Source organism: Xanthomonas sp. LF07-6 (assembly GCF_034105445.1).
GTDB lineage: Bacteria > Pseudomonadota > Gammaproteobacteria > Xanthomonadales > Xanthomonadaceae > Xanthomonas_A > Xanthomonas_A sontii.
This window is the reverse complement of sequence record NZ_JAXGGI010000008.1, coordinates 144,236-169,652: the sequence shown is the minus strand read 5'-3', so window position 1 is coordinate 169,652 and position 25,417 is coordinate 144,236. Positions and strand designations below refer to the sequence as shown.

Genomic DNA, 25,417 nt, shown 5'->3' with positions numbered 1-25,417 from the left:
ATGGCTGCCCGTTTCGGGATGTCCGGCCGCCTGGCGGCGTTCTTCCAGGCCAATCCGCTGACGCCGGTAATGGCCCTGCTCGGCCTGCTGCTCGGCCTGGCGGCGGTGGCGATCACCCCGCGCGAGGAAGAACCGCAGATCGACGTGACCATGGCCAACGTATTCGTGTCGCTGCCGGGCGCCGATGCGCGCGAGGTCGAACAACTGCTGAGCACGCCGCTGGAACAGAAGCTCGACGAGATCGAGGGCATCAAGCACGTGTACTCGGTGAGCCGCCCCGGGCAGGCGGTGTTGACCGTCGAATTCCAGGTCGGGGTGCCGCGGCAGACCGCGCTGGTGCGCCTGTACAACCAGGTGTATTCCAATCTGGACGTGCTGCCGACGCAGATGGGCGCCAGCGCGCCGCTGGTCAAGCCCAAGGGCATCGACGACGTGCCGGTGATGAGCGTGACCCTGTGGAGCGACGATCCGCAGCGCAGCGCCGCCGATCTGGGCGCGATCGCGCGCACCCTGGAGACCGACCTCAAGCGCCTGCCGGGAACGCGCGACATCTACAGCATCGGCGCGCCGCCGCGGGTGGTCACGGTGACGCTGGATCCGGCGCGGCTGGCCGCCTACGACCTCACCGTGGCCGACCTCGGCCCGGCGCTGCAGGGGGCGAACGTGGTGCGTCCGCTCGGCGACCGCATCGGTGGCGGCCGTGCGGTGCCGCTCAGTGCCGGGCGGTTCCTGGCCGATGCCGACGCCGTGCGCGAGCTGGTGATCGGCGTGCACGACGGCCGGCCGCTGCAGTTGCGCGATGTGGCACAGATCCAGGCCGGTGCCGACCTGCCCACGGCCTACGTGTGGTACGGCACGCCACCCACGCGCGGCGGCCCGGCGCAGGGGCGCGCGCCGGCGGTGACCCTGGCCATCGCCAAGAAGCCGGGCACCGACGCCTCGGCGCTCACCCGCGCGGTGAGCGCGCGCCTGCAGGCCCTGCGCGGCGAACTGCTGCCGCAGGGCGTGCATGCCGAGGTCACCCGCGACTACGGCGCCAGCGCGGCGGCCAAGGCCGCCAAGCTGATCCACAAGCTGGTGTTCGCCAGCGCCTCGGTGGTGCTGCTGGTGCTGTTCGCGCTGGGTTGGCGCGAGGCCATCGTGGTCGGCAGCGCAGTGGTGCTGACCCTGGCGCTGACGCTGTTCGCCTCGTGGGCGATGGGCTTCACCCTCAATCGCGTGTCGCTGTTCGCGCTGATCTTCTCCATCGGCATCCTGGTCGACGATGCCATCGTGGTGGTGGAGAACATCCACCGCCATCTGCGCGCCGGCGGCAAGACCTTGCGCGAGGCGATTCCGCCGGCGGTGGACGAGGTCGGCGGCCCGACCATCCTCGCCACCTTCACCGTGATCGCGGCGCTGATGCCGATGGCCTTCGTCAGCGGCCTGATGGGGCCGTACATGCGGCCGATCCCGATCAACGCCTCGGTCGGCATGCTGCTGTCGCTGGCGATCGCGCTGGTGGTGACGCCGTGGCTGGCGCTGAAACTGCTGAAGCGGCACGTGCCGGCGCAAGCCGCGCAGGCACACGCGCGGGGCGACGCGCCACCGCGCCTGCAGCGCCTGTTCGCGCGCTTGCTGCACCCGTTCCTGGATCCGGGCCGCGGCGCGCGCCGGCGCGGCTGGCTGTTCGCCGGCATCGCCGCACTGCTGCTGGCCGCGGTGGGCCTGGTCGGACTGCAGTGGGTGGTGCTGAAGATGCTGCCGTTCGACGACAAGTCCGAGCTGCAGATCGTGGTCGACCTGCCCGAAGGCAGCACCCTGCAGGACACCGATGCGTTGCTGGTGGAGTTGGCCGGGGTGCTCGACCGCACGCCCGAGGTGCACGACTACCAGGGCTATGCCGGTACCTCGGCGCCGGTCAACTTCAATGGCCTGGTGCGGCAGTACTTCCTGCGCAGCGGCAACAACGTCGGCGACCTGCAGGTGAATCTGATCGACAAGCGCCAGCGCACGCGCCACAGCCATGCCATCGCCCGCGCGCTGCGGCCGCCGCTGGCGGCGATCGCACGCCGGCATGGCGCGTCGCTGAAGGTGGTGGAGGTGCCGCCGGGGCCGCCGGTGCTGTCACCGTTGGTGGCCGAGGTGTACGGGCCGGACTATCCGCGCAGCCGCCAGCTCGCCCTGGCGCTGGAGCGGCGCTTCCTGCGCACGCCGAACGTGGTCGATGTCGACACCAGCGTGGAGAGTGCCGCTACCCGCGAAACGCTGGTGGTCGACCGCGTACGTGCCGCGCGCCTGGGCGTGAGCCAGGCATCCATCGCAGATGCCCTGGCCACGGCGGTGCAGGGGCTGGACGTCACCTGGCTGCACGATGGCACGTCCAAGGTGGCGCAGCCGGTGCGGCTGCGCCTGCCGGGCGCCGCACAGGCCGCCAGCGCACGCCTGCTGGCGCTGCGCGTGCGCGGCGGCGATGGGCAACTGGTGCCGCTGTCGGAACTGGTCGCGGTGCAGCGCCTGCCCTGGGACGACAGCATCGCGCACAAGGACCTGCGGCCGGTGGTGTACGTCACCGGCGACGAAGCAGGACGCCTGGACAGCCCGCTGTACGGCATGTTCGACCTGGTCGGGCAACTGCGCAGCCACCGGCTCGATGGGCAGACGCTGCAGCAGTATTTCATCGCACCGCCGACCGACACCGCCGACTTCGCGGTGAAATGGGACGGCGAATGGCAGATCACCTACGAGACCTTCCGCGACATGGGCATCGCCTACGCGGTGGGCCTGTTGCTGATCTATCTGCTGGTGGTGGCGCAGTTCCGCAGCTATCTGCTGCCGCTGGTGATCATGGCGCCGATTCCGCTGACGGTGATCGGGGTGATGCCGGGTCATGCCCTGCTCGGCGCGCAGTTCACCGCGACCAGCATGATCGGCATGATCGCCCTGGCCGGCATCATCGTGCGCAATTCGATCCTGCTGGTGGACTTCATCCGTCATGCCCTGGCGCAGGGACACAGCGCCGAACAGGCGGTGATCGAGGCCTGTGCGGTGCGCGCACCGCCGATCGTGCTGACCGGCCTGGCGGCGATGCTGGGTGCGCTGTTCATCCTCGACGATCCGATCTTCAACGGCCTGGCGGTGGCGCTGCTGTTCGGCATCCTGGTCAGCACGGCGCTGACCCTGCTGGTCATCCCGCTGTTGTACTACCCGCTGGCACGGCGCGAAGCGGCGGCGTGAGCACGACGCTGCGTCCACACGCCGTTACCGGTGCCGGCGTAGAGTCGGAAATCCTTTTCTGCGAAGTGGAGTTTCCACGATGCCCATCGGCGATCCGATCCGCGTCACCCTGGAGCAGGACACGGACTTCGCGTTCCGCATTCGCTTCGACGAAACCGCGCTGGAGCCCTGGCTGAGCGACGAAACCGCGCCACTGGGCCAGGAGCGCGGCCCCAATCCCACGCGCATCCTGCTGGCCGGCATCGCCAATTGCCTGGCGGCCAGCCTGCTGTTCGCGATGCGCAAATACAAGAACGATCCGGCCGGCGTGGTCGCGCACATCACCGCCACGCCGATGCGCAATCCGGAAGGGTTCTGGCGCATTCCGCAGGCCTCGGTGGAACTGCAACTGCCCGGCGCCAACCAGGACTACGCGCAGATGGAACGGATCCTGGCCCAGTTCGAGCAGTTCTGCGTGGTCACCCAGAGCGTGCGCCAGGGCATCGACGTGCAGGTCACGGTCAAGGATGCGCAAGGCACCGTGCTGCTGGGCGACAAGAGCATCGAGGCCGGCGCGTGACCGCGCCGCTGCATGTCGCCTGCCCGCACTGCGCCGCGCTCAACCGGGTGCCGGAGGCGAAACTGGCGGACGCGCCGCAATGCGGACGCTGCCATCGCGGCTTGTTCGACGCCACACCGGTCACGCTGACCGCCGAGACGTTTGCCGCGCACGCCGAACGCAGCGAGCTGCCGTTGCTGGTGGACGTCTGGGCGCCATGGTGCGGCCCATGCCGGACCATGGCCCCGCACTTCGCGGCCGCGGCCGCACACCTCGAGCCGCGGCTGCGCCTGGGCAAGCTGGACAGCGACGCGCAGCCGGCGCTGGCTGGGCGCTTCGGCATCCGCAGCATCCCGACGCTGCTTCTGCTGCGCCAGGGCCGCGAGCTCGGCCGACACAGCGGCGCCATCGGCACCGCGGAGATCGTGCGCTGGACGCGGGCACAGTTGAATTCTGCGTAACGCTCTCGTAGCAGCGGCTTCAGCCGCGATGGGTTTGCTCAGGAAAGCCCATCGCGGCTGAAGCCGCTCCTATACGGTGCGCCTGGCTTACTTGCCCAGCGCCGCGTTTAAGGTTGCCGCCAGGTCGGCACCGGCCTGGCGCAACTGCGCTTCGGCGACCGGGCGCCAAGTCGTCACGTAATCGGCCGGCAGCGTGGCGCCGGGCGGATAGAAGCCCGGACGCAGCATGATCTTGCAGGAGGCCTCGGCCCACGCCGCGGCCGGCGGCGGCAGCGCGCTGCCCGCCGGCGAGGGCGCCGGCAACGGCTGCTTTTCCAGCTCGGCCAGGTAGGCCTGTTCGTCCAGCCCGCGGCTGCGCAGCAGGCCGCTGTCCCACAGCGAATGCAGATTGCTGCCCTTGCCCTCGAACTGGATCTGCACGGTGTTGGCGCCCTTGTCGCGGGCGTAGCCGGCATGCAGCGGCTGCTGCACGTCGCCGGCGAAATGCACCACGAACTTCAAAGCCTGCGCACGCGCGGCCTGCGGCTGGCTGCGGTCGGCGAGGATCGCGGCCTGGCGGCGCAGCGCTTCGACCGCGCAGTTGCCGTCCGGGCAGTCGCGGGTCTGTTCGTAGTGGCAGTCGTTCTCGGCCAGGTTGACGTAATGCCAGCGCGCGCTGCGCTTGCCCAGGTCGGGATCGTGTTCGCGGAGCTGGTCGGCCCAGTTGGCGACGCCGGCCAGGGTCGGGTCGGGTTCGCCCTGCAGCAGAGTGCGGACCTGCGCGCGGGCTTGCGGGGTGAGCTGGGTGTCGGCGAGATCGGCGACCAGGCGGTGGCCCAGCGGACCCCAGGCGAAGGCGGCGGACGGTGCGGCGGCGAGGGCCGCGGCGAGCGCGGTGCGAACGAAGGGAGAGATTTTCATGCGCCGATTCTAGCCGGCGCCGACGACGCGGCCATGACGCGCGTCAGGTCTGTTGCGTTGCCGCTCAGCACGGCGGACGCCGCTGCCAGACGGCGTCGCCGACCGCGCCGAGCCGCGTCCGAGGACACGACCCGGCTGCAGGCTCAGAAATACATCAGATAGGCGACGCCGTAGGTGACCGGATCGAGCTTGGCCTTGCCGAGCGTGCTGCCGTCCACCTCTACGTCGCTGCGCATGCCGGTCCAGCGCGCATCCACGCGGATCGCGCTGCGCTCGCCGACGGCGAAATCCACGCCGGCATGCAGCGCCGGGCCAATGCTGTCCTTGAACTTCACGTCGTTGGACGAAAACGCGCCCTTGCCGTCGCTGCCGAGGAAGGCGGTGTAGTTGAGGCCGGCGCCGACGAACGGGGAGATGTCGCCGTTGCCGTTGAAGTGGTACTGCAGGGAGATGGTCGGCGACAGCATCCAGGCGCTGCCGATATCGCCGCCGCGGTCCAGGCCGATCTTCTGCTGGCCGACCAGGCCCTGGATCTCCACGCCGAGGTTGCCGCGGAAGAAGTATTCGTAACTGAACGACACGGCCGGCGCGACGTCGGCGTCGAAGCGCTGATCGCTGCCGCGCAGCGTGCCGTTGGACGACCCCGGCACCATGCCGTGCAGGCCGTAGCTGGTGGTGAAGTGGCCGGCCGACTGCGCCGCGGCGGGCAGGGCGATGCTGGCGAGGGCGGCGAGGGCGGCGACGGCAAGGCGACGGAACAGGCGTGGCGGCATGGGAGACCCCGGTGGACGACGAGTGGGCGGATGCGAACCCCGTGTCGGCCCGGCGGGCACCGATCCACATCCGTGTGGCGCGTAGTCTGCCAGAGAAGCGGGGCGGACGCGCTGCGCTCCGGCGAGGCCGCGTGTGCGGCCCGCGCGTCGATCCGGTACGGCCATGCGCCGGAATGGCGCCGCTGCCGCGAGCGGCGCCGATCCTGTTGCCGCCGGCGCCGCAGGTCGCAGCGGCGCCGGCGCCCGTCTCAGAACTTCATCACGTAGGCCAGGCCGTACACCAGCGGATCGATGTGCGCGGTGCCCAGGTCGCTGCCGTTGACCTTGACCTTGCTGTCAATGTCGATCCAGCGCATGTCCACGCGCAGCGCCGACTTGTCGGTGAGCGCGATGTCCACGCCGGCATGCGCGGCCAGGCCCCAGGAGTCGTCCAGCTTGAGCTTGCTGCCGGCCAGCGCGCCGGTGGTCTTCTCGCTGAAGAAGGTGGTGTAGTTGAGGCCGGCGCCGACGAACGGCGAGACCTTGCCGGCGCTGTTGAAGTGGTACTGCAGCGACACCACCGGCGGCAGGTGCTTGGTGCTGCCGACCTTGCCCACGCCCTTGACGCTGATGTCGTGCTCGAACGGCAGCGCGGCCAGCACTTCCACGCCCAGGTCCTGGTGCACGAAGTACTCGAAGGTCACCGTCGGCCGGATGTTGCTGTCGATGCGCAGCGGCAGGGTGCCGCCGGCGAGCGTGCCATTGTCGGACTTCGGGTTGACCTGGTGGGCGCCGATGCCGATGGTCCAGTCGCCTTGCGACTGCGCCAGCGCCGGCAGGGCGCACAGGGTCAGGGCGGCGGCCAGGCCGGCGAGCAGGAGGGGGGAGGTGGTGCGCATGGTGGAGTCTCGGTTGGGTGTGGGCGCAGTGTCCGGCGCGCCGCCCGATGCCGCCTTGATCCTGATCAAACCGGCGTGTCCGGCGTGGCGCGGCCGGCCTGCTAGAATGGGATTTCCCCTTCCATCCGCCGCGCCAGGCGCGGCCGCAGGAGCTACTGAAATGGCAATCAAGGTCGGCATCAACGGTTTCGGTCGCATCGGGCGCAACGTGCTGCGCTCGGCGGTGCAGAATTTCGGCAGCGACATCGAGATCGTCGCCATCAACGACCTGCTCGAGCCGGATTATCTGGCTTACATGCTGCAGTACGACTCCGTGCACGGCCGCTTCCAGGCGGAGGTGTCGGTCGACGGCAATCATCTGCTGGTCAACGGCAAGAAGATCCGCCTGACTCAGGAACGCGATCCGGCGGCGCTGAAGTGGGGCGAGGTCGGCGTGGACGTGGTGATCGAGTCCACCGGCCTGTTCCTGACCAAGGAAACCGCGCAGAAGCACCTGAATGCCGGCGCCAAGAAGGTGATCCTGTCGGCGCCGTCGAAGGACGACACGCCGATGTTCGTGTATGGCGTCAACGACAGCACCTACGCCGGCCAGGCCATCGTCTCCAACGCCAGCTGCACCACCAACTGCCTGGCGCCGCTGGCCAAGGTGATCAACGACAAGTGGGGCATCAAGCGCGGCCTGATGACCACCGTGCACGCGGCCACCGCCACCCAGAAGACCGTGGACGGGCCGAGCAACAAGGATTGGCGCGGCGGCCGCGGCATCCTGGAGAACATCATTCCGTCCAGCACCGGTGCGGCCAAGGCGGTCGGCGTGGTGATCCCGGAGTTGAACAAGAAGCTCACCGGCATGAGCTTCCGCGTGCCGACCTCGGACGTGTCGGTGGTCGACCTGACCGTGGAACTGGAAAAGCCCGCCACCTACGCCGAGATCTGCGCCGAGGTGAAGGCGCAGAGCGAAGGCGCGCTGAAGGGCATCCTCGGCTACACCGAAGACAAGGTGGTGGCCACCGATTTCCGCGGCGACGCGCGCACCTCGATCTTCGATGCCGATGCCGGCATCGCCCTGGACGGCACTTTCGTCAAACTGGTGTCCTGGTACGACAACGAGTGGGGCTACTCCAACAAGTGCCTGGAAATGGTCAAGGTGGTGGCGAAGTAAGCCGCCTGGCGTCGTCCACAAAGAAAGCGCCTTGCGGCGCTTTTTTTGTGGGCGATGACGTGCCCGGATGGAATGGCGCAGGTCCTATGCCTGCCTGTTTCAGGGGACATGACAAGCTCCAGGTGTCGCACGCCGGCTTGCCGGACAGATCGTGCAGGTGCTTCCTGTCCCGGGTCGATGTTCGTGCGGTCGCGGCGGCACTGTTCAGGCTGGGGATCCGGATGGACTCAAGACCTGCCTGGCTTGAAGCCAATTCGATGCACTGCTATTGCGGGCATTGCTTCGCGAAAAGCTTCGGATAGTTCATTCTGGGATCGATGCTTTTCAGGGGAATGGGCGTGGTGTTTTCGATTTCCTTTCCATCGAGGCCGATAAGCCTTGCGTGACATTCCTTGTCGATCACCACAAGGCAGGTCTTGCCGAAGATGGATTTGTCTTTGACGAGCGTTGCGGATAGGTTGAAAAAAAGCCACGGACACTCGAATTCCGTCACGATCCTGCTGCCGTCCTCGTTGAGGATCGTCAGGCACGGCGGCTGATGATCGCGTACCGGCAGCGCAAGGCACAGAATTTTCTTGTCGATGTACTTCGGGTGTCTGGTCGAGGACTTGCCGAAATACGAGGGTTTCTGTCCTGCAATGTAATAAAATTCCCCGTAGTTATTGCCTTTCCTGTCGATCAGTACATCGCATGCCTCATAGCGGTTGAAATACCAGTGCGAAGATATAAAAATGGGTTTATCCAGAATTCTGTGAGTGATTCCCATGCCTCGTTGGGAGAGATCGAAACAGGTGTCTCCGCCGCCATGTCCCCAGGCCGTTTCAAAATCTACCAGCGGTTCTCCCTCGGCGGTATATAGCTGGAATACTTTGCGTGTGTAGTGATCGATGGGGTTTTCGTCGTCGCGAATCCAGATCGAAAAAAAGTGCTCCGCGCCGCGCACGCGATGAACAGAAAATGGTTCTTCCCGGTAAGGGCCTTCCCATAGTTCCCTGAGTTCGTTTCTAAGCGTGTCGTAGAGGTGGATGGTGACACGGGACAAGGGATTGTCCTTGTCCTTGGCCACTTGCAGCAACAGTCGTTGCGGCGTTATGGGAGCTGCATACAGGATGAGCTCGTCTTCAAGCAAGCGAACAAGGTTGCCGTTCCGAAAGGAGAAAATCGAGTTGGTAATGAATTCCCCTGAGAACTGGATTTCCGTCCAGTAATCGATCTGACGGTTGAAATCCGTTTCCCACTTGTCCCAGTTGTAGGGGAAGTGGCTTCCATTCAAGTCGGCGAACGTCTTTTCCGCCGTTTGGTAGACGATGTTTCCATTTCTTTCGATCAAGTATGTCTTGTTCTCTTCGCCAGCTGCGTAATACAGTCCAAGCTCTTCCAGCCAAAAGAAATAGAGGTCCGGGTACTTGTCCTGTAGCGTAAGGAAATCCATATCTGCTCGTTTTTTGAGTTGCAAATGGAGGGGGGGTGGACGGCCATTAGCTGCGCATCGGCCTTGCGCGGCCTGTTTTCCGCCGTTTTCGTTGCGTCTTTATTGCTATCCTCGACTTTCGCACGCAAGCCGGGATGGTCGCTTGCCGCATCCACGATGATGGCATTGGCCCAATGCGCTATCCACTCTTCATGGCCGGAGCTGTTCTGCGAGAGTCGATGGAGTCCTTGCGCCGTGTTTCAGGCCCACCAGCGCATGTCGTCACTGTGCTCGTGGGGTCGACACTGACCAGGGCCGGTTCGCTGAGGTGCGTGCGGCGACCTTGTCCAGGTGCTGGAGTGGTCTCGGCCATGCGATTGGCGGGATGCGTCTGTTCCCGTGCAGCGCTCGGCCCGTTCTGGCGCTGTCGCGTACACAGGTCGAGGCCACAACGCAAAAGGAGCGCTCACGCGCTCCTTTTGCGTTGTGGCGAGCCGCTGGCCCTGCCGCGGCGCGTCGGCTGCCGCAGGCTGGCTCGGCCTCGCGATTACAGCGCGTCGCGCGATTGGTTGCTTTCGGTCTGCTGGTAATCGGTGACCACGCCCTTGGCGTCGAATTCCACTTCCAGGTCGTACGACTTGACGTTGCGCGCGCCGACGCCATGCTCCTGCGCTTCGTTGATCGCCGGGCCGGTATAGTAACCGGGCAGCATCCGCTTCAGCAGGCCGGTCGCGGTCTTGCGCGCCTTCTCGCCGTGAGATTCGCCGGGGCGATAGCTCCAGGACTTCTCGTAGCCGCCTTCCTTTCCAGACGTCCTGGAGACGTAATTGGGCTCGCCATAGATCGCGCGCACCTGCTCCTTGGTGGTCTTGCCGATGACGATGTTCTTCTTCACCGCATCGGCGGTGTAGAGATCCGGATTGTCGACCTTTTCGGCCAGGGCGGGAGCGGCGAAAGACCCGGCCAGCAGGGCCGAGATCAGCAGGGTGCGAAAGGGTTTCATGGTCATGTCCGTTTACCTGGGAAGTGGCGTCTGCAATCCAGAGTGCACCGGTCGCGTCGAGGCGATGCGTCGGCGCGGCATCAACGCGGCGCGACGAGCTTAGGCATGGCGAAATGACGCCGTCAATACAGCACGCACGGGCGTTCAGGCAGAGACGACGCCCTGCCGATGAGGTCGTCGCAGTCGTCGGCACACGGTCTGAGGGTACCGCACAGGCGGCTGTGCCGACACCGCGCGCGGCAGCCTGTGATCCGCTGCCGCTTTTGCGGTGGGCGCCAGTGCGTGCGGCCTACAGCGCCTGCAGGATCAGCGAGTGCCAGCCGGTGCGGTAGGTTTCGTAGCCGGGAGAGGCGGCGTGCGCGATGCAGTGCGGCCGGCCGTCTAGGTCGATCAGCACGGCGCCGCGCGGCTGCTTGAACAAGGCGTCGCGGCCGTCGAAGTCGATCCGGTCCTGCAGCATGCGCCCGGCCGAGTCGGCCAGCACCCGGCCCTGCGCATCGACGATGCAGACGCGGCTGCGGCCCCATTCGGATTCGGACAGCGGCGTGCGCTGCACGATCGTCTGCGCCAGCGCGTCCCAGCGGAACACGATGCCCAGCACGCCCAGCACGCGCCCATCGACGCGACCGCCGTCGCGCACCGTGCATGCGTACACCAGCACGCGCTCGCCGTCGGCCAGCGCACTGGCATGCACGTCCTGAAAGCCGAATTCCTCGCCGCTGCGCGTGCGCATCGCGTGTTCGAACCATGGCTGCGCGGAGACGTCGCTGCCGACCGAGCCGAACTGCCGCGGCCGGCCGTTGGCGCGGATGCGGCCATCGCTTCCGGCCAGGATCAGGTCGAAGTAGACCGTGTACGAATCCAGGATCTGGCCCATGCGCCGCGAGGCGTAGGCCAGCGCCTCGGCATCGCTGTCGGCACGCGCCGCGGCGACCACCGCCGCGTCGGTGGCCCACCAGCGCACGTCGCAACTGCGCTCGTAGAGGTTGCGGTCGATCAGGTCGATGTTGCTCAGGGCCAGCTCGCTGAGCCGCGTGCGACGCACGTCGTCCTGCAGGCGGCCCAGTGTCTGCCGCATCTCCGTGCTGGTGCGCGCGGCGACCTTGTCCAGGTCCTGGGTGGCCTCGGCCACGCGTCGCGACAGCCCGTCCATTTCCTGCGCGATCACGCTGAAGCCGCGTCCGGCGGCGCCGATCCGCGCCGACTCGATACGCGCGTTCATGGAGATCATGTGGGTGGTGCGGTTGATCGCGTCGATCCCCTGCAGCGAGCGGCGCAACTGGCCGAGCAACTGGTCGGACAAGCCGACGACGGCGCGAATATGGTCATCGATCCCCGCGTCGGCGGGGTGGGCGGGTAGGTTCATTCATGCTGCCGGTGGGGTGGGAGAAAACAGCAGGCGGACGACGCGATAAGGGGTGTAGCGGCCGCCGGTGCACTGGGCTTGAGGGCGGTGTGAAGACCGTTTGTCGGAACGCCGGGCCTTGCGCTGACTGGGCTGCGGCCCCGTCCGTGGGCCGATGTCGGCGCCGAACTCGTCTACCATCTGCGCCAGGTCCGGCGCCGCCGGGCTCCCGGTGCGCGCCACGGGCGCCGCGCCACCGCCTTTGGAGATGTGAGACGAATGGACAAGTTGGTCGTGCTGGTGGTGTTTGCGGCGCTGGTGGTGCTGGCGTTGCCACTGCTGTCGATCGTGGCGCTGGTCGGGCAGTCGCGCCTGCGCCAGCGGCTCGCCGCACTGGAGGCGCAGGTGGCGCGGATGGCCGCCGCCACGCCTGCCGCCGCAACGGATCGCGCCGATTCCGCGGCCGCTGCCGCAGAGGTTCAGGCTGCCGTCGCCGAACCTGAGCCCGAGGCGGAGGACATGCCGTTCGCTGCAGGCCTCGACCTTCCGCGTCCAGACCCGTTCGCCGAGCGCGCCGCGGCGCCACCGCCGCTGCCGCCGCCCTTGCCGGTGCCTCCCGGGGACGACGATTTCGCGACGCTGGCCGCCGCGGTCGAACGCGCCGAGCAGCAGCAAGCCCAGGCGCGTACCGCCGCGACGGCCCAGCCCGCCGCGCCGCGTGGGCCGGATCCGATCGAACGGCTGTTGGGCGGGATCAAACGCTGGTTCACCGAGGGCAATGTCCCGGTCAAGATCGGCATGCTGGTGCTGCTGGCCGGCGTCGCCGCGCTGCTGAAGTACGCCGGCGACCAGGGCTGGCTGCGCATGCCGATCGAGCTGCGCTACGCCGGCATCGCCGCCGCGTCGCTGGCCGGCCTGGCCTTCGGCTGGCGCCAGCGCACGCGCAAGCGCAGCTTTGCGCTGGCGCTGCAGGGCGGGGCGATCGGTGTGCTGCTGCTGACCGTGTTCGCCGCCTTCAAGCTGTCCGGGCTGATCCCCTCCGGCGCGGCGCTGGCGCTGAGCATCGCCCTGGTCGCGGGCATGTGCGTGCTGGCGGTGGCGCAGGAATCGCGCACGCTGGCGGTGCTGGGCACGCTGGCCGGCTTCCTCGCGCCGCTGTGGCTGTCCACCGGCAGCGGCAACCATGTGGCGCTGTTCTCCTACTACGCGCTGCTCAATGCGGCGGTGTTCGCGATCGCCTGGTACCGGCCGTGGCGGGTGCTGAACCTGCTCGGGTTCGGCTTCACCTTCGGCATCGGCACGCTGTGGGGCGTGTTGCAGTACCGGCCCGAGAAGTTCGCCAGCACCGAGCCGTTCCTGCTGCTGTTCTTCGCCTTCTACCTGCTGATCCCGATCCTGTACGCGCGGCGCCAGGCAGCGCGCAGCACGCTGATCGACGGCAGCCTGGTGTTCGGCACGCCGCTGATCGCGTTTTCGCTGCAGGCGGGGCTGCTGCGCGGCGACGGCCTGCCGTTGGCGCTGTGTGCGCTGGGACTGGCGGCGATCTATGCCCTGCTGGCGGCGGCGCTGATCCGGCGCGCGAGCTTCGCGGTGCTGGGGCAGGCGTATGCGGTGCTGGCGGTGGGGTTCGCCACCTTGGCGGTGCCGCTGGCGCTGTCCGCGCGCGCGACCGCCAGCATGTTCGCGCTGGAGGGGGCGGCGTTGGCGTGGCTGGGCCTGCGCCAGCGGCGCTGGCTGCCGCAGTTCAGCGGCGCCGGCCTGCAACTGGCGGCGTCGTTCGGTTTCCTGGTGGGCGTGGAGGACATCGCCCAGGACACCCAGGCGGTGGCCAACGCCACCTTCATGAGCGGGCTGCTGCTGGCGCTGGCCGGCTTCGCCAGCGCCTGGTGCTACCGCCGTGGGCGGGCCGCCGTGCCGGCGCTGGGCTACTACGTGTGGGGGCTGTTCTGGTGGTGCGGGATCGGGGTCACCGAGATCGTGCGATTCGTCGACGCCGACGCGCGTGCCGACGTGCTGCTCGCCTGGGTCGCGGTCAGCGGCTGGCTCGCCGCCGAGGCGCAGCGGCGCTGGCCGGCACTGGCGCTGGCCGCGACCACGCTGGGTGGCCTGGCCCTGGCCTTGCCGCTGGCGGTCTGGCAGGCCGATGTGCACGGGCAGCCGTTCGCCGGGCATGGCGCCTGGGCCTGGGCGCTGTTCGCGGTGCTCGGCGTGCGCAGCCTGCTGTGCCTGCGCGATAGCGGTGGCGGCGTCGCGCGTGCGGCGCAGTTCGTGTGGTGGCTGGTGTGGCCCAGCGTGGTCGGGCTGCTGTGCACTTGGATCGCGCTGCACAGCGAGCTCGCCGCCGGCTGGCGCTGGATGCTGTTGCTGGCGCCCTGGTTGCTGGCGACGGCGCTGTCGCTGTGGCGCTGGAATTGGCTGGCGGCCCCGCTGGGTGCGGCATTCGCGCCGTGCCGCAGCGCGCTGCAGAGCACCTATTTCGGCCTGCTGGCGGTGGCATGGCTGTACAGCCTGGGCCTGCCCGGCAGCAGCGCGCCGCTGCCCTGGGTGCCGGTGCTCAATCCGCTGGAACTGACCCAACTGGCGCTGCTGGTCCTGGGCGTGCGCTGGACCCGCACCGCGGAGCTGCCGGCGCTGCTGCGGCCCTGGCGCACCCAGCTGTTGGCCGGTGCCGGCTTCCTGTGGATCACCAGCGTCACCCTGCATGCGGTGCATTACTGGGCGGCGGTGCCGTGGCCCGGCGTGCTCGGCAATGGCGTGGCGCAGACCAGCCTGACCGTGGTCTGGAGCGTGCTGGGCGTGCTCGGCTGGGTGCTGGGCTCGCGGCGCGGCCAGCGCGGCCTGTGGCTGGCCGGCGCGGTATTGATGGCGGTGGTGCTGGCCAAGCTGCTGCTGGTGGACCGCGGCAACCTCGGCAACGTCGCCGGCATCGCCTCGTTCATCGCGTACGGGTTGTTGTGTACGGTGGTCGGCTATCTGGCGCCGGCGCCGCCGCGCGCTGCCGAACCGGCCGAGGAGGCCATCCCATGATCCGACGTGCGCTGTTTCCGTTGTTGCTGGCCGGGTTGCCGCTGTGCGCGTTCGCCGCCAGCCAGCGCGACGACTACGCCCAGCAGTGGCCGCTGACCTTGCAGGACGCCGATGCCGGCGCCTATCGCGTGCAGCTCGACGATGCGGTCTACCGCAGCGCGCAGCGCGCCTCGCTGGGCGACGTGGAGGTGTTCAACGCGGCCGGCGACCCGCTGCCGGCGGCCCTGTTCGCCGCCGAGCAGGCCGAGACGGCGCTGCGCCGGCAGCCGTTGCCGTGGTTTCCGCTGCCGGCGGCGCCCGACGGGCGGACGCCGGATCTGGAGCTGATCGCCGAGCGCGACAGCGACGGCAGTGTGCGCCGCATCCAGACCCGCGTGGCCGGCGCTGGCTCCGACGCGGGCGCTGCCGGCTGGCTGGTCGATGCCAGCGCGCTGCATGCGCCGCTGCGCGCGCTGTCGCTGCAATGGGCCGCCGCTGCGCAGCCACAGCAGGCGCGCTACCGCGTCGAGGGCAGCGACGATCTGCGCGACTGGGAGGTGCTGGTGGCCGATGCGACCCTGGTCGACCTCAGCAACCAGGGGCACCGGCTGCAGCAACTGCGCATCCCCATCGGCCGCGAAGTGCGCTATCTGCGCCTGCTGCCGCTGGCCGGCGCCGGCGCGCCGCCGCTGACCGGGGTGGAGGCCGAACTGGCACCGACGCCGGTCGTCGCCGACTGGCATTGGCAACAACTGGACGCGGCGAGCACCGATCCCGCGCAGCACGGCTATGCCTTCGTGTCGCCCGGGCGCTACCCGGTGACGCGCGTCGACATCGCCTTGCCCGGCAACAACGCCATCGAATGGCGCGTGCAGAGCCGCGACAGCGCCGAGGCGCCGTGGCAGGACCGCGCCGGTCCATGGCTGGCCTACCAGGTGGGCGGCGGCAGCCGCTCGCCGCCGCAGGCGCTGACCGCGCCGGTGCGCGACCGCTACTGGCGATTGCTGGCGGCGCAGGACCCGGGCCGGCAGCGGCCGGCGCTGCGCCTGGGCTACCAGCCGGAGACGCTGGTGTTCCTGGCGCAGGGGGCGCCGCCTTATGCGCTGGCCGCCGGCAGTGCGCGCACCCAGCGTGCACAGGCGCCGCTGGCCGCGGCGTTGCAGGCCTTGCACACCCAGCGTGGGCCGCAATGGGCGCCGGCCACTGCCAGCCTCGGCGCGGCGCAGCCACTGGCCGGTGCCGCGGCGCTGCAGGTGCCACCGCCGCCGCGCGACTGGAAGACCTGGCTGCTGTGGGCGCTGCTGGTCGGCGGTGCGCTGCTGGTGGTCGGTTTCGCGCTCAGCCTGCTGCGCAAACCCGGCGCCGGCGAGGGCACGGGCTGATCGATCCCGCGGCGACGGCGCGCACGCCGCGCCGCGCGCGCGGGGCAGCGCACCGTCCCCCACCGATTTGCCGCTGTGCGGCCGACGCCGGACAATGGCGGTTTCGCCGCTGCGCGGCGATCGGCCGAACGGCGTGCACCCGACGTTCCGATGCCGACGCCGATACTGCACCGATGGCGCGGTTTTCCCTTTGCAACCCCACGAAAGCGAGCAATCACATGTCCATCCTGCGAATGACCGATCTCGACCTGTCCGGCAAGCGCGTGCTGATCCGGCAAGATCTGAATGTGCCGATCGACAATGGCCTGATCACCTCCGAGCAGCGCATCCTGGCCTCGGTGCCGACGCTCAAGCACGCGCTGGAACAGGGCGCGGCGGTGATGGTGACCTCGCATCTGGGCCGGCCCAAGGAAGGCGTGTGGACCCAGGAGGATTCGCTGGAGCCGGTGGCCATCCGCCTGGCTGCGCTGCTCGGCGTCGACGTGCCGCTGATCCGCGACTGGGTCGATGGCGTGGACGTGCGGCCCGGGCAGATCGTGCTGCTGGAGAACTGCCGCATGAACGTCGGCGAGGGCAAGGACGACGAGGCCCTGGCGAAGAAGTACGCGGCGCTGTGCGACGTGTTCGTGATGGACGCGTTCGGTACCGCGCACCGTGCGCAGGCGTCCACCCATGGCGTGATCAGGTTCGCCCCGGTCGCCGCCGGCGGTCCGCTGCTGATGGCGGAGCTGGATGCGCTGGCCAAGGCGCTGGAGCAACCGGCCAAGCCGCTGCTGGCCATCGTCGCCGGCAGCAAGGTCTCGACCAAGTTGGAACTGCTGTCCAACCTGGTGGACAAGGTCGATCAGTTGATCGTCGGCGGCGGCATCGCCAACACCTTCATCGCCGCGGCCGGGCATGCGGTCGGCAAGTCGCTGTGCGAGCCGGACCTGCTCGACACCGCGCGCAAGATCGTGGCCGACGCCAACGCGCGCGGTGCGGCGATCCCGCTGCCCAGCGACGTGGTAGTGGCCAAGCAGTTCATGCCCGACGCCGAGGCCACGGTGAAGGCGGTCACCGACGTCGCCGACGACGACCTGATCCTGGACATCGGCCCGCAGACCGCCGCGCACTACGCCGAGCTGATCGCCAAGGCCGGCACCGTGGTCTGGAACGGCCCGGTCGGCGTGTTCGAGTTCGACGCCTTCGGCAAGGGCACCGAGACCCTGGCGCGGGCGATCGCCGCCTCGTCGGCGTTCTCCATCGCCGGCGGTGGCGACACCCTGGCCGCGGTCGACAAGTACGGCATCGCCGAGCAGGTCAGCTACATCTCCACCGGCGGCGGCGCGTTCCTGGAGTTCCTGGAAGGCAAGACCCTGCCGGCGGTGGCCGCATTGCAGGCGCGCGGCGCGTGAGCGCCGCCGACGTCCTGTTCTTCGACCTGGACGGCACCCTGGTCGATTCGGAGGTCGGCATCGTCGGCAGCCTGCGCCATGCCTTCGCCGAACTGGGCCAGCCGCTGCCGACCCCGGCGCAGTTGCGCGCCTGGATCGGCCCGCCGCTGCGCGACAGCTTCCAGCAGCACTTCGGCGGCGATGCGGCGTTGGTGGAGAAGGCCTTGACGCTGTACCGCAGCCGCTACGACAGCCATGGCTGGCGCGAGCACACGGTGTTCCCGGACATCGGCGCGGCGGTGGAGGCGATCGCCGCAGCCGGGCATCGCCTGGCGGTGGTGACCTCGAAGAACGAGCGCTTCGCGCGGCGCATCGTCGAGCAGTTGCCGTTCGGCGCTCGCTTCGAGGAGATCGTCGGTGCCAGCGACGACGGCGCGCGGCGGGCCAAGCCGGACCTGATCGCCGAGGCGCTGCGCCGGCTCTCTGTCGTGCCGGCGCAGTGCCGCATGATCGGCGACCGGCGCATGGACATCGACGGCGCGCGCCATCACGGCATGCGCAGCATCGGCGTGCTGTGGGGCTTCGGCGATGCCGAGGAGCTGCGCCAGGCCGGTGCCGATGTGCTGGCGCAGTCGCCGGCGCAGTTGCCGGCGCTCGTCGCGGCCTGAATGGGCACGTGCGCCGGTGCGTCCGGCGCACAGGGCGCTGGCTGCGCATGCTGCGTCGCCTGCCCGCGCGGTGGCCGCGGGCCGGCGGCTGTTGGCGTGGCATGACCACATACTGTCCCGCATTGTCCGCTCGCTATGCCGGACCGCGCGTGCGTCTATGCCGAAATGCCATGCTGTGTGATGGACGCGTGTGCTAGCTTTGAGCGCTTTTTCCAAGGATGCCATCATGATCGAACGCCAGCGCCGCACCAAGATTCTCGCCACCCTCGGTCCGGCCACCGACCCGCCCGGCGTGCTCGAGGATCTGTTCCGCGCCGGCGTCAACGTGGTGCGGTTGAACTTCAGCCACGGCGATCCGTCCGGCCAGGCCAAGCGCGCCGCCGAAGTGCGCGCCGCCGCGGCCCGCGTCGGCGCCGAGATCGGCATCCTCGCCGACCTGCCCGGTCCGAAGATCCGCATCGAGCGCTTCGCCCAGGGCAAGGTCTCGCTCAAGCTCGGCGACCGCTTCGACCTCATCGCCGACCCCAATGCCGCGCCGGGCGACGCCAGCCAGGTGGGCGTCAGCTACCTGGGTCTGCCGCAGGACGTGGCGCCGGGCGACGTGCTGCTGCTGGACGATGGCCTGATGCAGCTGAAGGTGGTCGAGGTGCAGGGCGAGCGCATCGTCACCAGCGTGCTCAACGACGGCGTGCTGTCCGATCGCAAGGGGCTCAACAAGCAGGGTGGCGGCCTGTCGCTGGGCGCACTGACCGAGCGCGACAAGGAACTGATCGGCATCGTCGCCAAGATCGGCGTGGACTTCATCGCGGTGTCGTTCTGCCGCAACGCCGAGGACATGAACGAGGCGCGGCGCATCGCCCGCGCGCACGGCTGCGATGCGGCGCTGGTGTCCAAGATCGAGCGCACCGAGGCGATCGAGAACCTGAGCGAGATCGTCGAGGCCTCGGACGTGGTGATGGTCGCGCGTGGCGACCTGGGCGTGGAAATCGGCGACGCCGAGCTGCCGGGCCTGCAGAAGAAGATCATCAAGGAATCGCTGGCGCAGAACAAAGTGGTGATCACCGCCACGCAGATGCTGCAGTCGATGGTGGAAAGCCCGATCCCGACCCGCGCCGAAGTGCTGGACGTGGCCAACTCGGTGATCGACGGCACCGACGCGGTGATGCTGTCGGCCGAGAGCGCCGCCGGCGCCTATCCGATCCGCGCGGTCGAGGCGATGGCGCGCATCTGCCTGGGCGCCGAGCGCCAGTTCGAGACAGAAACCGACTTCGGCATGGCCCCGCGCAACCTCGAGCGCGCCGACCAGGCCATCGCCATGGCCACGATGTTCCTGTCCCAGCATGTGGGCGTGCGCGCGATCGTGGCGATGACCGAATCCGGCGGCACCCCGCGTTACCTGTCGCGCTTCCGCGCCAAGGCGCCGATCTTCGCGGTGACCCGCCACGACGGCGCGCGCCGGCACATGGCGATGATGCGCGACGTGTTCCCGATCAACTTCGACAGTCGCGGCCTGACCCCGCGCGAGGCCGCGCGCGGCGCGATCCGCGTGCTGGTCGAAGCCGGCCTGCTGGCGCCGGGCGACCGCGTGGTGTTCACCAGCGGCGAGCACATGGAAACCCACGGCGCGACCAACACCCTGCGCCTGCTCGAGGTCGGCCCGGACGGCCGTGCCAGCGGCCTGGGCGAACTCTGAAGGACGCGGCGCGGCGGCTCCGGCCGCCGCGCCGTCGGCAATACCTGTTCGATCGCGCATGGAACGGCGCGGCGCCCTCCCGTTCCCTGATCGTGCGACACCCCCATGACGTCCCCAAGCGCGCACGCCGAACTCGGGCTGGACCTGCCCGAGCGCCCCGGCACGCATTGCCTTGAACACCTGATCCAGGCCTCGGCCACGCGCGAGCTGGTGGTCACCGAGGATATCCGCGACCGCCGCGGCATCCTGCTCGTCGCCAAGGGCCAGCGCATCAACGCCGGCCTGCGCGAGCGCCTGATCGCGCGGCGCCTGCTGCGTCCGCTGGAATCCTCGCTGGCGTTCTGCGAGGAACTGCGCCCGAGCGAAGTGCAGTTGGCCGCGCAGCGCGAACTGGACGAACACCCGCACCTGCGGCAATTGCTGGGCGAGCAGGCGCAGCCGGTGATGGCCATGCTGGCCCGCGCCCGCACGCTGGGCGCGCCGGGCACCTTGCTGACCACCCTCGGCCAGACCCGGCCGGCCGCGTTCTCGCACGCGGTGCGGGTGGCGATGCTGGTGTCCTGGCTGGCGGCGCTGCTGTCGCGCTCGGATGCGGCGATGCGCGAGGCCGCGGAAGTCGGCCTGCTGCACGATCTCGGCGAGATGTACGTGGATCCGGTGGTGCTGGAGATTCCGGAGGCGCAGCAGGACTTCGCGCAGTGGCGCATGCGCTGCGTGCACCCGGTGATCAGCGCCGCGCTGCTGGGCGAATCCGGCGTGTACTCGGCGCAGCAGGCCGCGGCTGCACGCGAGCACCACGAACGCATCGACGGCTCCGGCTATCCGGTCGGCGCGTCGGCGCTGTCGCCGTTGGGCCGGTTGATCTCCTGTGCCGAAGCGCTGGATGGGTTGTTCGAACGCGAGCAGGGCCATGCGCAGGCGCTGGCGCGGATGCGCATCGCGCTGCGCGTGGTGCCCGGACAGTTCCCGCGCGACGTGGTCGACCTGCTGACCGAGCGCCTGCGCGACTGCGCGCTGGAACAGGCGCCGGCGCACGATCCGCAGCACCTGCGCGAGGTGGTGGCCGCCCTGCTCGACGGCCTGGAACGGGCGCGCGACGAGGCGTTGCGGCTGCAGCGCGGCGGCGACCTGCGCGAGGACGAGCGCGCGGCCTTGCAGCATCTGCTGCTGTTGATCGTGGGCTACATCATGGCCATCCACGATTCCGGCGCCGGCAAGATGGTCGAGCAACTGCCGTGGCTGATCGCCGCGCCGGAAGCGGCCGAGGAAGTCGATCGCGTCTGCTGCGAACTGCGCTGGCAGCTGCCGGGGCTGCGCCGCCACGCCGCGTTGCTTGCGCACCGCCGCGCGCGCAGTGCCGACGACTGGCAGCCCTTGCTCGATGCGCTCGACATCGCCTTGCCGACAGCGCAGGGCGCGCCTGCGCCGGTGCCGGCCCTGGACACTGCGCCGCTGCAGACCGCGCAGGCCGAACAAGAGGCGCAGTGTGACGCAATGACGGATGCACTTGGCTGAAGTGCCGGGAACATGCACGGTCTACGCCTGTAACCGCTTGCAATTCCCGCGGTAACGGAATGCATGCAGGCCGGCCCGGTATAATGGGCGTTCCCCCGCTGCAGCCATCAGGAACCGTATGAGCATCGAACAGCTTGCCGAAACCGCACAGGCAATGGTCGCCCCGGGCAAGGGCATCATCGCGATCGACGAATCCACCAGCACCATCGCCAAGCGCTTCGCCGGCGTGGGCATCGAGAATGTCGAAGAGAATCGCCGTGCCTACCGCGAGCTGCTGCTGACCACGCCCAAGCTGAGCGACCACATCTCCGGCGCGATCCTGTACGACGAGACGATCCGCCAGAAGACCAAGGACGGCGTGCCGTTCGCCAAGTACATGGCCGAGCACGGCATCATCCCCGGCATCAAGGTCGACAAGGGCACGCATCCGCTGGCCGGCATGCCGGGCGAGCTGATCACCGAAGGCCTGGACGGTCTGCGCGCGCGCCTGGAGGAGTACTACAAGCTCGGCGCGCGCTTCGCCAAGTGGCGTGCGGTCATCACCATCGGCGAGGACATCCCGTCGGGCGTGTGCATCGAGACCAATGCGCATGCGCTGGCCCGTTATGCCGCGCTGTGCCAGGAGCAGGGCCTGGTGCCGATGGTGGAGCCGGAAGTGCTGATGGACGGCGACCACGACATCGAGACCTGCTACGAGGTCACCGAAGCCACGTTGCGTTCGCTGTTCGGCGCGCTGTACGAGCAGAACGTGGTCCTGGAAGGCACCATCCTCAAGGCCTCGATGGTCATTGCCGGCAAGGACTGCGACGAGCAGGCCAGTGTCGAGGAAGTGGCCGAGTCCACCGTGATGTGCCTCAAGAGCACTGTGCCGGCGATCCTGCCGGGCATCGTGTTCCTGTCCGGCGGTCAGACCGACGAGCAGTCCACCGCGCACCTCAACGCGATGAACCAGCTCGGCAACCTGCCGTGGCCGCTGAGCTTCTCCTACGGCCGCGCCATGCAGCAGGCCGCGCTGAAGCTGTGGGCGCAGGACATGAAGGGCAATTTCGCCAAGGCGCAGCAGGTGGTGTACGAGCGCGCCAAGGAAAACGGCCTGGCCGCGCTGGGCAAGTGGCAGGGCTGATCGGCCCCGCAATGCCTGCGAGGAAAGAAAAACGCCGGCATCGCCGGCGTTTTTCGTTTCGGGGCCATCGTGTTGCGGGAGCCGGCAGCGGAGCTTGCGCACTGGTGGCCAGGCCGCAGGGCGCGTCGGCGAGGCACGCCGCGGCGCTCAGGGGGCGATCGCCGCTGGCGCGTGGAAGCGATAGCCGCTGTTGCGCAAGGTCTTCACCGGCAGCGGGCGTCCGCTGATCTCCTCCACGCGGCGCCGCAGGCGGTACATCTGCGTGTCCAGCCGCCGCCGGTCGTACTCGAGGAAGTTCACCCCCAGCGCCTCGGCGATCTCGCGGTGGCCCACGCTCTCGCCGGCATGGCGCATCAGGCAGGCCAGCACCAGCAGATCCTGGCGCGACAGCGGCACCGGCGGCGCGTTGGGAACGTTCAGGCGTGCGGCGGCCAGTTCCAGGACCCAGCGCGCCGCCGGTGGCGGCAGGGCCAGGCGCCGGCCCAGCGACGCCAGGGTGGCAGCGAGTTCGTCCAGATCGACGCCCTTGCCCAGGTAGTGGTCCGCGCCGAGTTCCAGTCCCGCGATGCGGTCGCTGGCGGTGTTGCGCGCGCTGAACACCACGATGCCCAGCCGATGGCCGGCACGCCGCAGTTCACTGACCAGTTCCAGGCCGCTGCCGTCGGGAAGACCGACGTCGATCACGGCCATGGTGTGGCGCGCCGGATCGAACCGCGTCCGGAAGCCGGCGATGCTGTCCACGCAGAGGACGACGTAGCCCAGATCCTGCAGGAACTCGCCGAGTTCCTCGCACAGCACCGGCTCGTCCTCGAGCAGGATCACCTCGGACATGGAGTCGCGTCCTCGCGCAGTGCGGTTTGCTGTAACGTCATCGGCTGGCAAGGGTGCGGTATGGCGAATGATGGCGCAATGGTGGCGCTGGCTGGTGGGCGCATGGCTCGTGGTGGGCGTGGCCGTGGCCGCCGACGCGGCGCCATCCGCGGTCGCGGCGCTGCCGCTGACCAGCGCGCACCAGGATGCGAGCGGGTATCTGCAGCGCCTGGACGATCCGCACGGCCGACTGGACGTGGTGCAGGCCGCCGCCGCGACCGGCTGGACCCGGCTGCCCGACGGCCTCAACGCGGGATTCGCCGACGGTGCCGTGTGGCTGCGCCTGCCTGTTCATGTCCAGAGTGTACCGCCCGGCGGCTGGATGTTGCGATTGAGCAATGCCTTGCTCGACGACGTGCAGGCCTACGTGCGGCCCGAGGGCGGTGCCTGGCGCGCGCTGGGGGACAGCGGCGAGCGCGTGCCGCGGCGCGATTGGCCGGTGGACTACCGCAGCCCGGTCTTCCAGTTCGCGCCAACGCATGCGGGCGATTACGAGGTGCTGCTGCGGTTGCGCAGCAAGAACGCGATGGTCACCCGTCTGGACGTCTGGCAACGGCTGCCCTTCGATAACCACTCGCGGCGCGAGGGGCTGCAGTTCGGCCTGTATTTCGGCTTCTACCTGTTGCTGCTGTGCCTGCACGTGCTGTTCTGGCTCGCCACGCGCGCGCGCATGAGTGGCCTGTTCGTGGCCTATCTCGGCGGCTGCGTGTTCAACGAGGCGATGTCCATCGGCCTGGTGCAGCAGGTCACCGGCATGCCGATGGCGTGGAGCGACACGCTGTTGGGCATCAGCATCGCCTGCAGTCTGCCGGTGGGATTCCAGGTCGCCAGCCGGCAACTGAACCTGCGCGCCTTTCATCCGCGGCTGGTGCGCTGGGGCACACGTCTGCTGTGGGCGGTCGCGTTGGGGTGCGCCGTGTTCGTGCTCGCCGGCCACTACGCCTGGGGCATGCAGCCGGTGCAGTCGCTGGGTCTGCTGGAGATCCTGCTGCTGGCGGGGCTGGGGCTGCACCTGCTGTGGCGCCGCTATCGGCCGGCGCTGTTCTTCGTGCTCGCGTTCTTTCCGTTCTATCTGGGGGTGATGCTGGGCTTCCTGCGCAATCTCGGATTCGTCCCGGTCAATGCGTGGACCCAGTACGCCACCACGTTCGGCACCATGCTGCACATGACGCTGCTGAGCGTGTTCCTCATCGGTCGTTACGAGCGGCAGCGCCGATTGCGCGAACGGCGGCATGCCGAGGCCGCGGTGGCACTCGCGCGCAGGCACGGTCTGGCGCTGGAGCGTGACGTGGCCTTGCGCACCGCAGAGCTGCGCAACGAAATCGGCAGGCGGCAGGCGCTGGAGAACGACCTGCGCGGCTTGCTGCAGACCGAGCGCAAGGTCATGCAGGAGCAACGCGATTTCGTGGCGATGGTGTCGCACGAGTTCCGCACGCCGCTGGCCGTCATCATGACCTCGGCGCAACAGCTGGCGCGCAAGCTGGATGCGCCACCGGAACGCAATCGCGTGCGCTGCGGCAACATCCGCGACGCGGCGCAACGGCTGCTGGCGCTGGTGGACGAGTATCTCGCCGACGACCGCATGGGCGAGGCGGCCTCGGAACTGCGGCTGCAGCCGTGCGCCCTGCGCGTCCTGCTCGACGACCTGTGCGGTGACTTCCCGCCGCAGCGCGTGGTCTGCGAGGTTCTCACCGACGACGATGGTCTGCTCACCGATACCGGACTGCTGCGGGTGGCCGTGCGCAACCTGCTCGCCAATGCCGACCGCCATTGCCCGGCGGGCATGGCCATCCGCGTGCGCGTCCGCGGCAGTGCCGGAGGGCTGCGGCTGGAGGTCGCCAATCCGGGCGAACGCATCGCGCCTGCCGAACGCGAGCGGCTGTTCCAGAAGTACTACCGCGGCGAAAGCGCGCGGCATGCGCCGGGCGCGGGGCTCGGTCTGTACTTGGTCCGGCGCATCGCCGAGCGTCTCGGGGGATGGGTAGGCCTGGCCAGGCAGGCACCCGACGAGTCGGTCTGCTTCGTATTGCTGCTGCCGCGCCGCCCGGATGCACAGCTCGCAGTGTCGCGCGTGCCGCCGGCGACGGAGGCCTGATCGCA

The 25,417-nt window shown here is 69.0% G+C and carries 19 protein-coding genes; 12 read left to right on the top strand and 7 right to left on the bottom strand.

The genetic code is table 11. The features are described from left to right. The 3 genes from SLW56_RS13925 to trxC all read left to right on the top strand — a co-directional run bounded on the left by SLW56_RS13925 (position 1) and on the right by trxC (position 4,215). Positions 1–3,216: an efflux RND transporter permease subunit gene (locus SLW56_RS13925; protein WP_320695004.1), complete on the top strand. Its 3,216-nt coding sequence runs from the start codon at positions 1–3 to the stop codon at positions 3,214–3,216. A gap of 79 nt (positions 3,217–3,295) precedes the next feature. Continuing rightward, the gene (locus tag SLW56_RS13920) at positions 3,296–3,775 is read left to right on the top strand and encodes an OsmC family protein (RefSeq protein WP_209248856.1); all 480 of its coding nucleotides are present in this window, start codon (positions 3,296–3,298) and stop codon (positions 3,773–3,775) included. Further along, positions 3,772–4,215, top strand: coding sequence for a thioredoxin TrxC (trxC, locus tag SLW56_RS13915; protein ID WP_295910263.1), 444 nt, complete (start codon positions 3,772–3,774; stop codon positions 4,213–4,215). Before SLW56_RS13920 ends, trxC begins: the two co-directional genes overlap by 4 nt. Positions 4,216–4,302: 87 nt before the next feature. Here trxC and SLW56_RS13910 read toward each other — a convergent pair whose 3' ends face one another. From SLW56_RS13910 to SLW56_RS13900, 3 genes are all read right to left on the bottom strand, one after another. After that, entirely contained in the window at positions 4,303–5,115 is an 813-nt protein-coding gene (locus tag SLW56_RS13910) for a S1/P1 nuclease (protein WP_152236152.1), read from the bottom strand. Positions 5,116–5,258: 143 nt separating this feature from the next. Continuing rightward, positions 5,259–5,888 (bottom strand): OmpW family outer membrane protein, encoded by a 630-nt coding sequence (locus SLW56_RS13905; RefSeq protein ID WP_295910264.1) that lies wholly within the window; start codon positions 5,886–5,888, stop codon positions 5,259–5,261. A gap of 248 nt (positions 5,889–6,136) precedes the next feature. Continuing rightward, the gene (locus SLW56_RS13900) at positions 6,137–6,766 is read right to left on the bottom strand and encodes an OmpW family outer membrane protein (protein WP_017917377.1); all 630 of its coding nucleotides are present in this window, start codon (positions 6,764–6,766) and stop codon (positions 6,137–6,139) included. A gap of 160 nt (positions 6,767–6,926) precedes the next feature. On the opposite strand from SLW56_RS13900, the gene gap reads away from it, so the two are divergent. Then, a complete protein-coding gene (gap, locus tag SLW56_RS13895) occupies positions 6,927–7,928 on the top strand; it encodes a type I glyceraldehyde-3-phosphate dehydrogenase (protein ID WP_267115152.1) in 1,002 nt (333 codons plus the stop codon). Between the two features lie 265 nt (positions 7,929–8,193). Here the strand turns inward: gap and SLW56_RS13890 are convergent, their stop codons facing one another. From SLW56_RS13890 to SLW56_RS13880, 3 genes are all read right to left on the bottom strand, one after another. Then, complete coding sequence (locus SLW56_RS13890; protein WP_295921731.1) at positions 8,194–9,360, bottom strand: hypothetical protein; 1,167 nt, start codon at positions 9,358–9,360, stop codon at positions 8,194–8,196. Between the two features lie 526 nt (positions 9,361–9,886). Then, complete coding sequence (locus SLW56_RS13885; protein WP_232757275.1) at positions 9,887–10,342, bottom strand: hypothetical protein; 456 nt, start codon at positions 10,340–10,342, stop codon at positions 9,887–9,889. A gap of 289 nt (positions 10,343–10,631) precedes the next feature. Further along, a complete protein-coding gene (locus SLW56_RS13880) occupies positions 10,632–11,708 on the bottom strand; it encodes a cache domain-containing protein (protein WP_152236156.1) in 1,077 nt (358 codons plus the stop codon). Positions 11,709–11,966: 258 nt separating this feature from the next. On the opposite strand from SLW56_RS13880, the gene SLW56_RS13875 reads away from it, so the two are divergent. The 7 genes from SLW56_RS13875 to SLW56_RS13845 all read left to right on the top strand — a co-directional run bounded on the left by SLW56_RS13875 (position 11,967) and on the right by SLW56_RS13845 (position 22,447). After that, positions 11,967–14,714: a DUF2339 domain-containing protein gene (locus SLW56_RS13875; protein ID WP_320695003.1), complete on the top strand. Its 2,748-nt coding sequence runs from the start codon at positions 11,967–11,969 to the stop codon at positions 14,712–14,714. Continuing rightward, on the top strand, positions 14,711–16,075 hold the full coding sequence (locus tag SLW56_RS13870; protein WP_320695002.1) for a DUF3999 domain-containing protein: 1,365 nt from the start codon (positions 14,711–14,713) through the stop codon (positions 16,073–16,075). The genes SLW56_RS13875 and SLW56_RS13870 overlap by 4 nt, the downstream gene beginning before the upstream one ends. A gap of 218 nt (positions 16,076–16,293) precedes the next feature. Further along, positions 16,294–17,469 (top strand): phosphoglycerate kinase, encoded by a 1,176-nt coding sequence (locus SLW56_RS13865; RefSeq protein ID WP_267083755.1) that lies wholly within the window; start codon positions 16,294–16,296, stop codon positions 17,467–17,469. Then, the gene (locus SLW56_RS13860) at positions 17,466–18,116 is read left to right on the top strand and encodes an HAD-IA family hydrolase (RefSeq protein WP_267083754.1); all 651 of its coding nucleotides are present in this window, start codon (positions 17,466–17,468) and stop codon (positions 18,114–18,116) included. The genes SLW56_RS13865 and SLW56_RS13860 overlap by 4 nt, the downstream gene beginning before the upstream one ends. A gap of 226 nt (positions 18,117–18,342) precedes the next feature. Continuing rightward, positions 18,343–19,809, top strand: coding sequence for a pyruvate kinase (pyk, locus tag SLW56_RS13855; protein WP_010341498.1), 1,467 nt, complete (start codon positions 18,343–18,345; stop codon positions 19,807–19,809). A gap of 105 nt (positions 19,810–19,914) precedes the next feature. Then, on the top strand, positions 19,915–21,324 hold the full coding sequence (locus SLW56_RS13850; RefSeq protein WP_152239959.1) for an HD domain-containing phosphohydrolase: 1,410 nt from the start codon (positions 19,915–19,917) through the stop codon (positions 21,322–21,324). A 118-nt stretch (positions 21,325–21,442) separates the two neighbouring features. Then, positions 21,443–22,447, top strand: a complete 1,005-nt coding sequence (locus SLW56_RS13845) for a class I fructose-bisphosphate aldolase (RefSeq protein WP_010341500.1) — start codon at positions 21,443–21,445, stop codon at positions 22,445–22,447. Between the two features lie 147 nt (positions 22,448–22,594). Here SLW56_RS13845 and SLW56_RS13840 read toward each other — a convergent pair whose 3' ends face one another. Beyond that, positions 22,595–23,278 carry a response regulator transcription factor gene (locus SLW56_RS13840; RefSeq protein WP_267102948.1) on the bottom strand — a complete coding sequence of 228 codons (684 nt, stop codon included), beginning with the start codon at positions 23,276–23,278 and terminating at the stop codon, positions 22,595–22,597. A gap of 94 nt (positions 23,279–23,372) precedes the next feature. Here SLW56_RS13840 and SLW56_RS13835 point away from each other — a divergent pair, with 94 nt between their 5' ends. After that, complete coding sequence (locus SLW56_RS13835; protein WP_320695001.1) at positions 23,373–25,412, top strand: sensor histidine kinase; 2,040 nt, start codon at positions 23,373–23,375, stop codon at positions 25,410–25,412. The last annotated feature ends 5 nt before the right edge of the window (positions 25,413–25,417 follow it).

Excerpts from the sequence above, each read along its gene's own strand:
- SLW56_RS13845 (WP_010341500.1), top strand. The coding sequence starts at position 21,443 with ATGAGCATCGAACAGCTTGCCGAAACCGCACAGGCAATGGTCGCCCCG.
- SLW56_RS13920 (WP_209248856.1), top strand. The coding sequence starts at position 3,296 with ATGCCCATCGGCGATCCGATCCGCGTCACCCTGGAGCAGGACACGGAC.
- SLW56_RS13890 (WP_295921731.1), bottom strand. The coding sequence starts at position 9,360 with ATGGATTTCCTTACGCTACAGGACAAGTACCCGGACCTCTATTTCTTT.
- pyk (WP_010341498.1), top strand. The coding sequence starts at position 18,343 with ATGATCGAACGCCAGCGCCGCACCAAGATTCTCGCCACCCTCGGTCCG.
- SLW56_RS13910 (WP_152236152.1), bottom strand. The coding sequence starts at position 5,115 with ATGAAAATCTCTCCCTTCGTTCGCACCGCGCTCGCCGCGGCCCTCGCC.
- SLW56_RS13875 (WP_320695003.1), top strand. The coding sequence starts at position 11,967 with ATGGACAAGTTGGTCGTGCTGGTGGTGTTTGCGGCGCTGGTGGTGCTG.
- SLW56_RS13850 (WP_152239959.1), top strand. The coding sequence starts at position 19,915 with ATGACGTCCCCAAGCGCGCACGCCGAACTCGGGCTGGACCTGCCCGAG.
- SLW56_RS13905 (WP_295910264.1), bottom strand. The coding sequence starts at position 5,888 with ATGCCGCCACGCCTGTTCCGTCGCCTTGCCGTCGCCGCCCTCGCCGCC.
- SLW56_RS13925 (WP_320695004.1), top strand. The coding sequence starts at position 1 with ATGGCTGCCCGTTTCGGGATGTCCGGCCGCCTGGCGGCGTTCTTCCAG.
- SLW56_RS13900 (WP_017917377.1), bottom strand. The coding sequence starts at position 6,766 with ATGCGCACCACCTCCCCCCTCCTGCTCGCCGGCCTGGCCGCCGCCCTG.
- SLW56_RS13880 (WP_152236156.1), bottom strand. The coding sequence starts at position 11,708 with ATGAACCTACCCGCCCACCCCGCCGACGCGGGGATCGATGACCATATT.
- gap (WP_267115152.1), top strand. The coding sequence starts at position 6,927 with ATGGCAATCAAGGTCGGCATCAACGGTTTCGGTCGCATCGGGCGCAAC.
- SLW56_RS13870 (WP_320695002.1), top strand. The coding sequence starts at position 14,711 with ATGATCCGACGTGCGCTGTTTCCGTTGTTGCTGGCCGGGTTGCCGCTG.
- SLW56_RS13840 (WP_267102948.1), bottom strand. The coding sequence starts at position 23,278 with ATGTCCGAGGTGATCCTGCTCGAGGACGAGCCGGTGCTGTGCGAGGAA.
- SLW56_RS13885 (WP_232757275.1), bottom strand. The coding sequence starts at position 10,342 with ATGAAACCCTTTCGCACCCTGCTGATCTCGGCCCTGCTGGCCGGGTCT.
- SLW56_RS13865 (WP_267083755.1), top strand. The coding sequence starts at position 16,294 with ATGTCCATCCTGCGAATGACCGATCTCGACCTGTCCGGCAAGCGCGTG.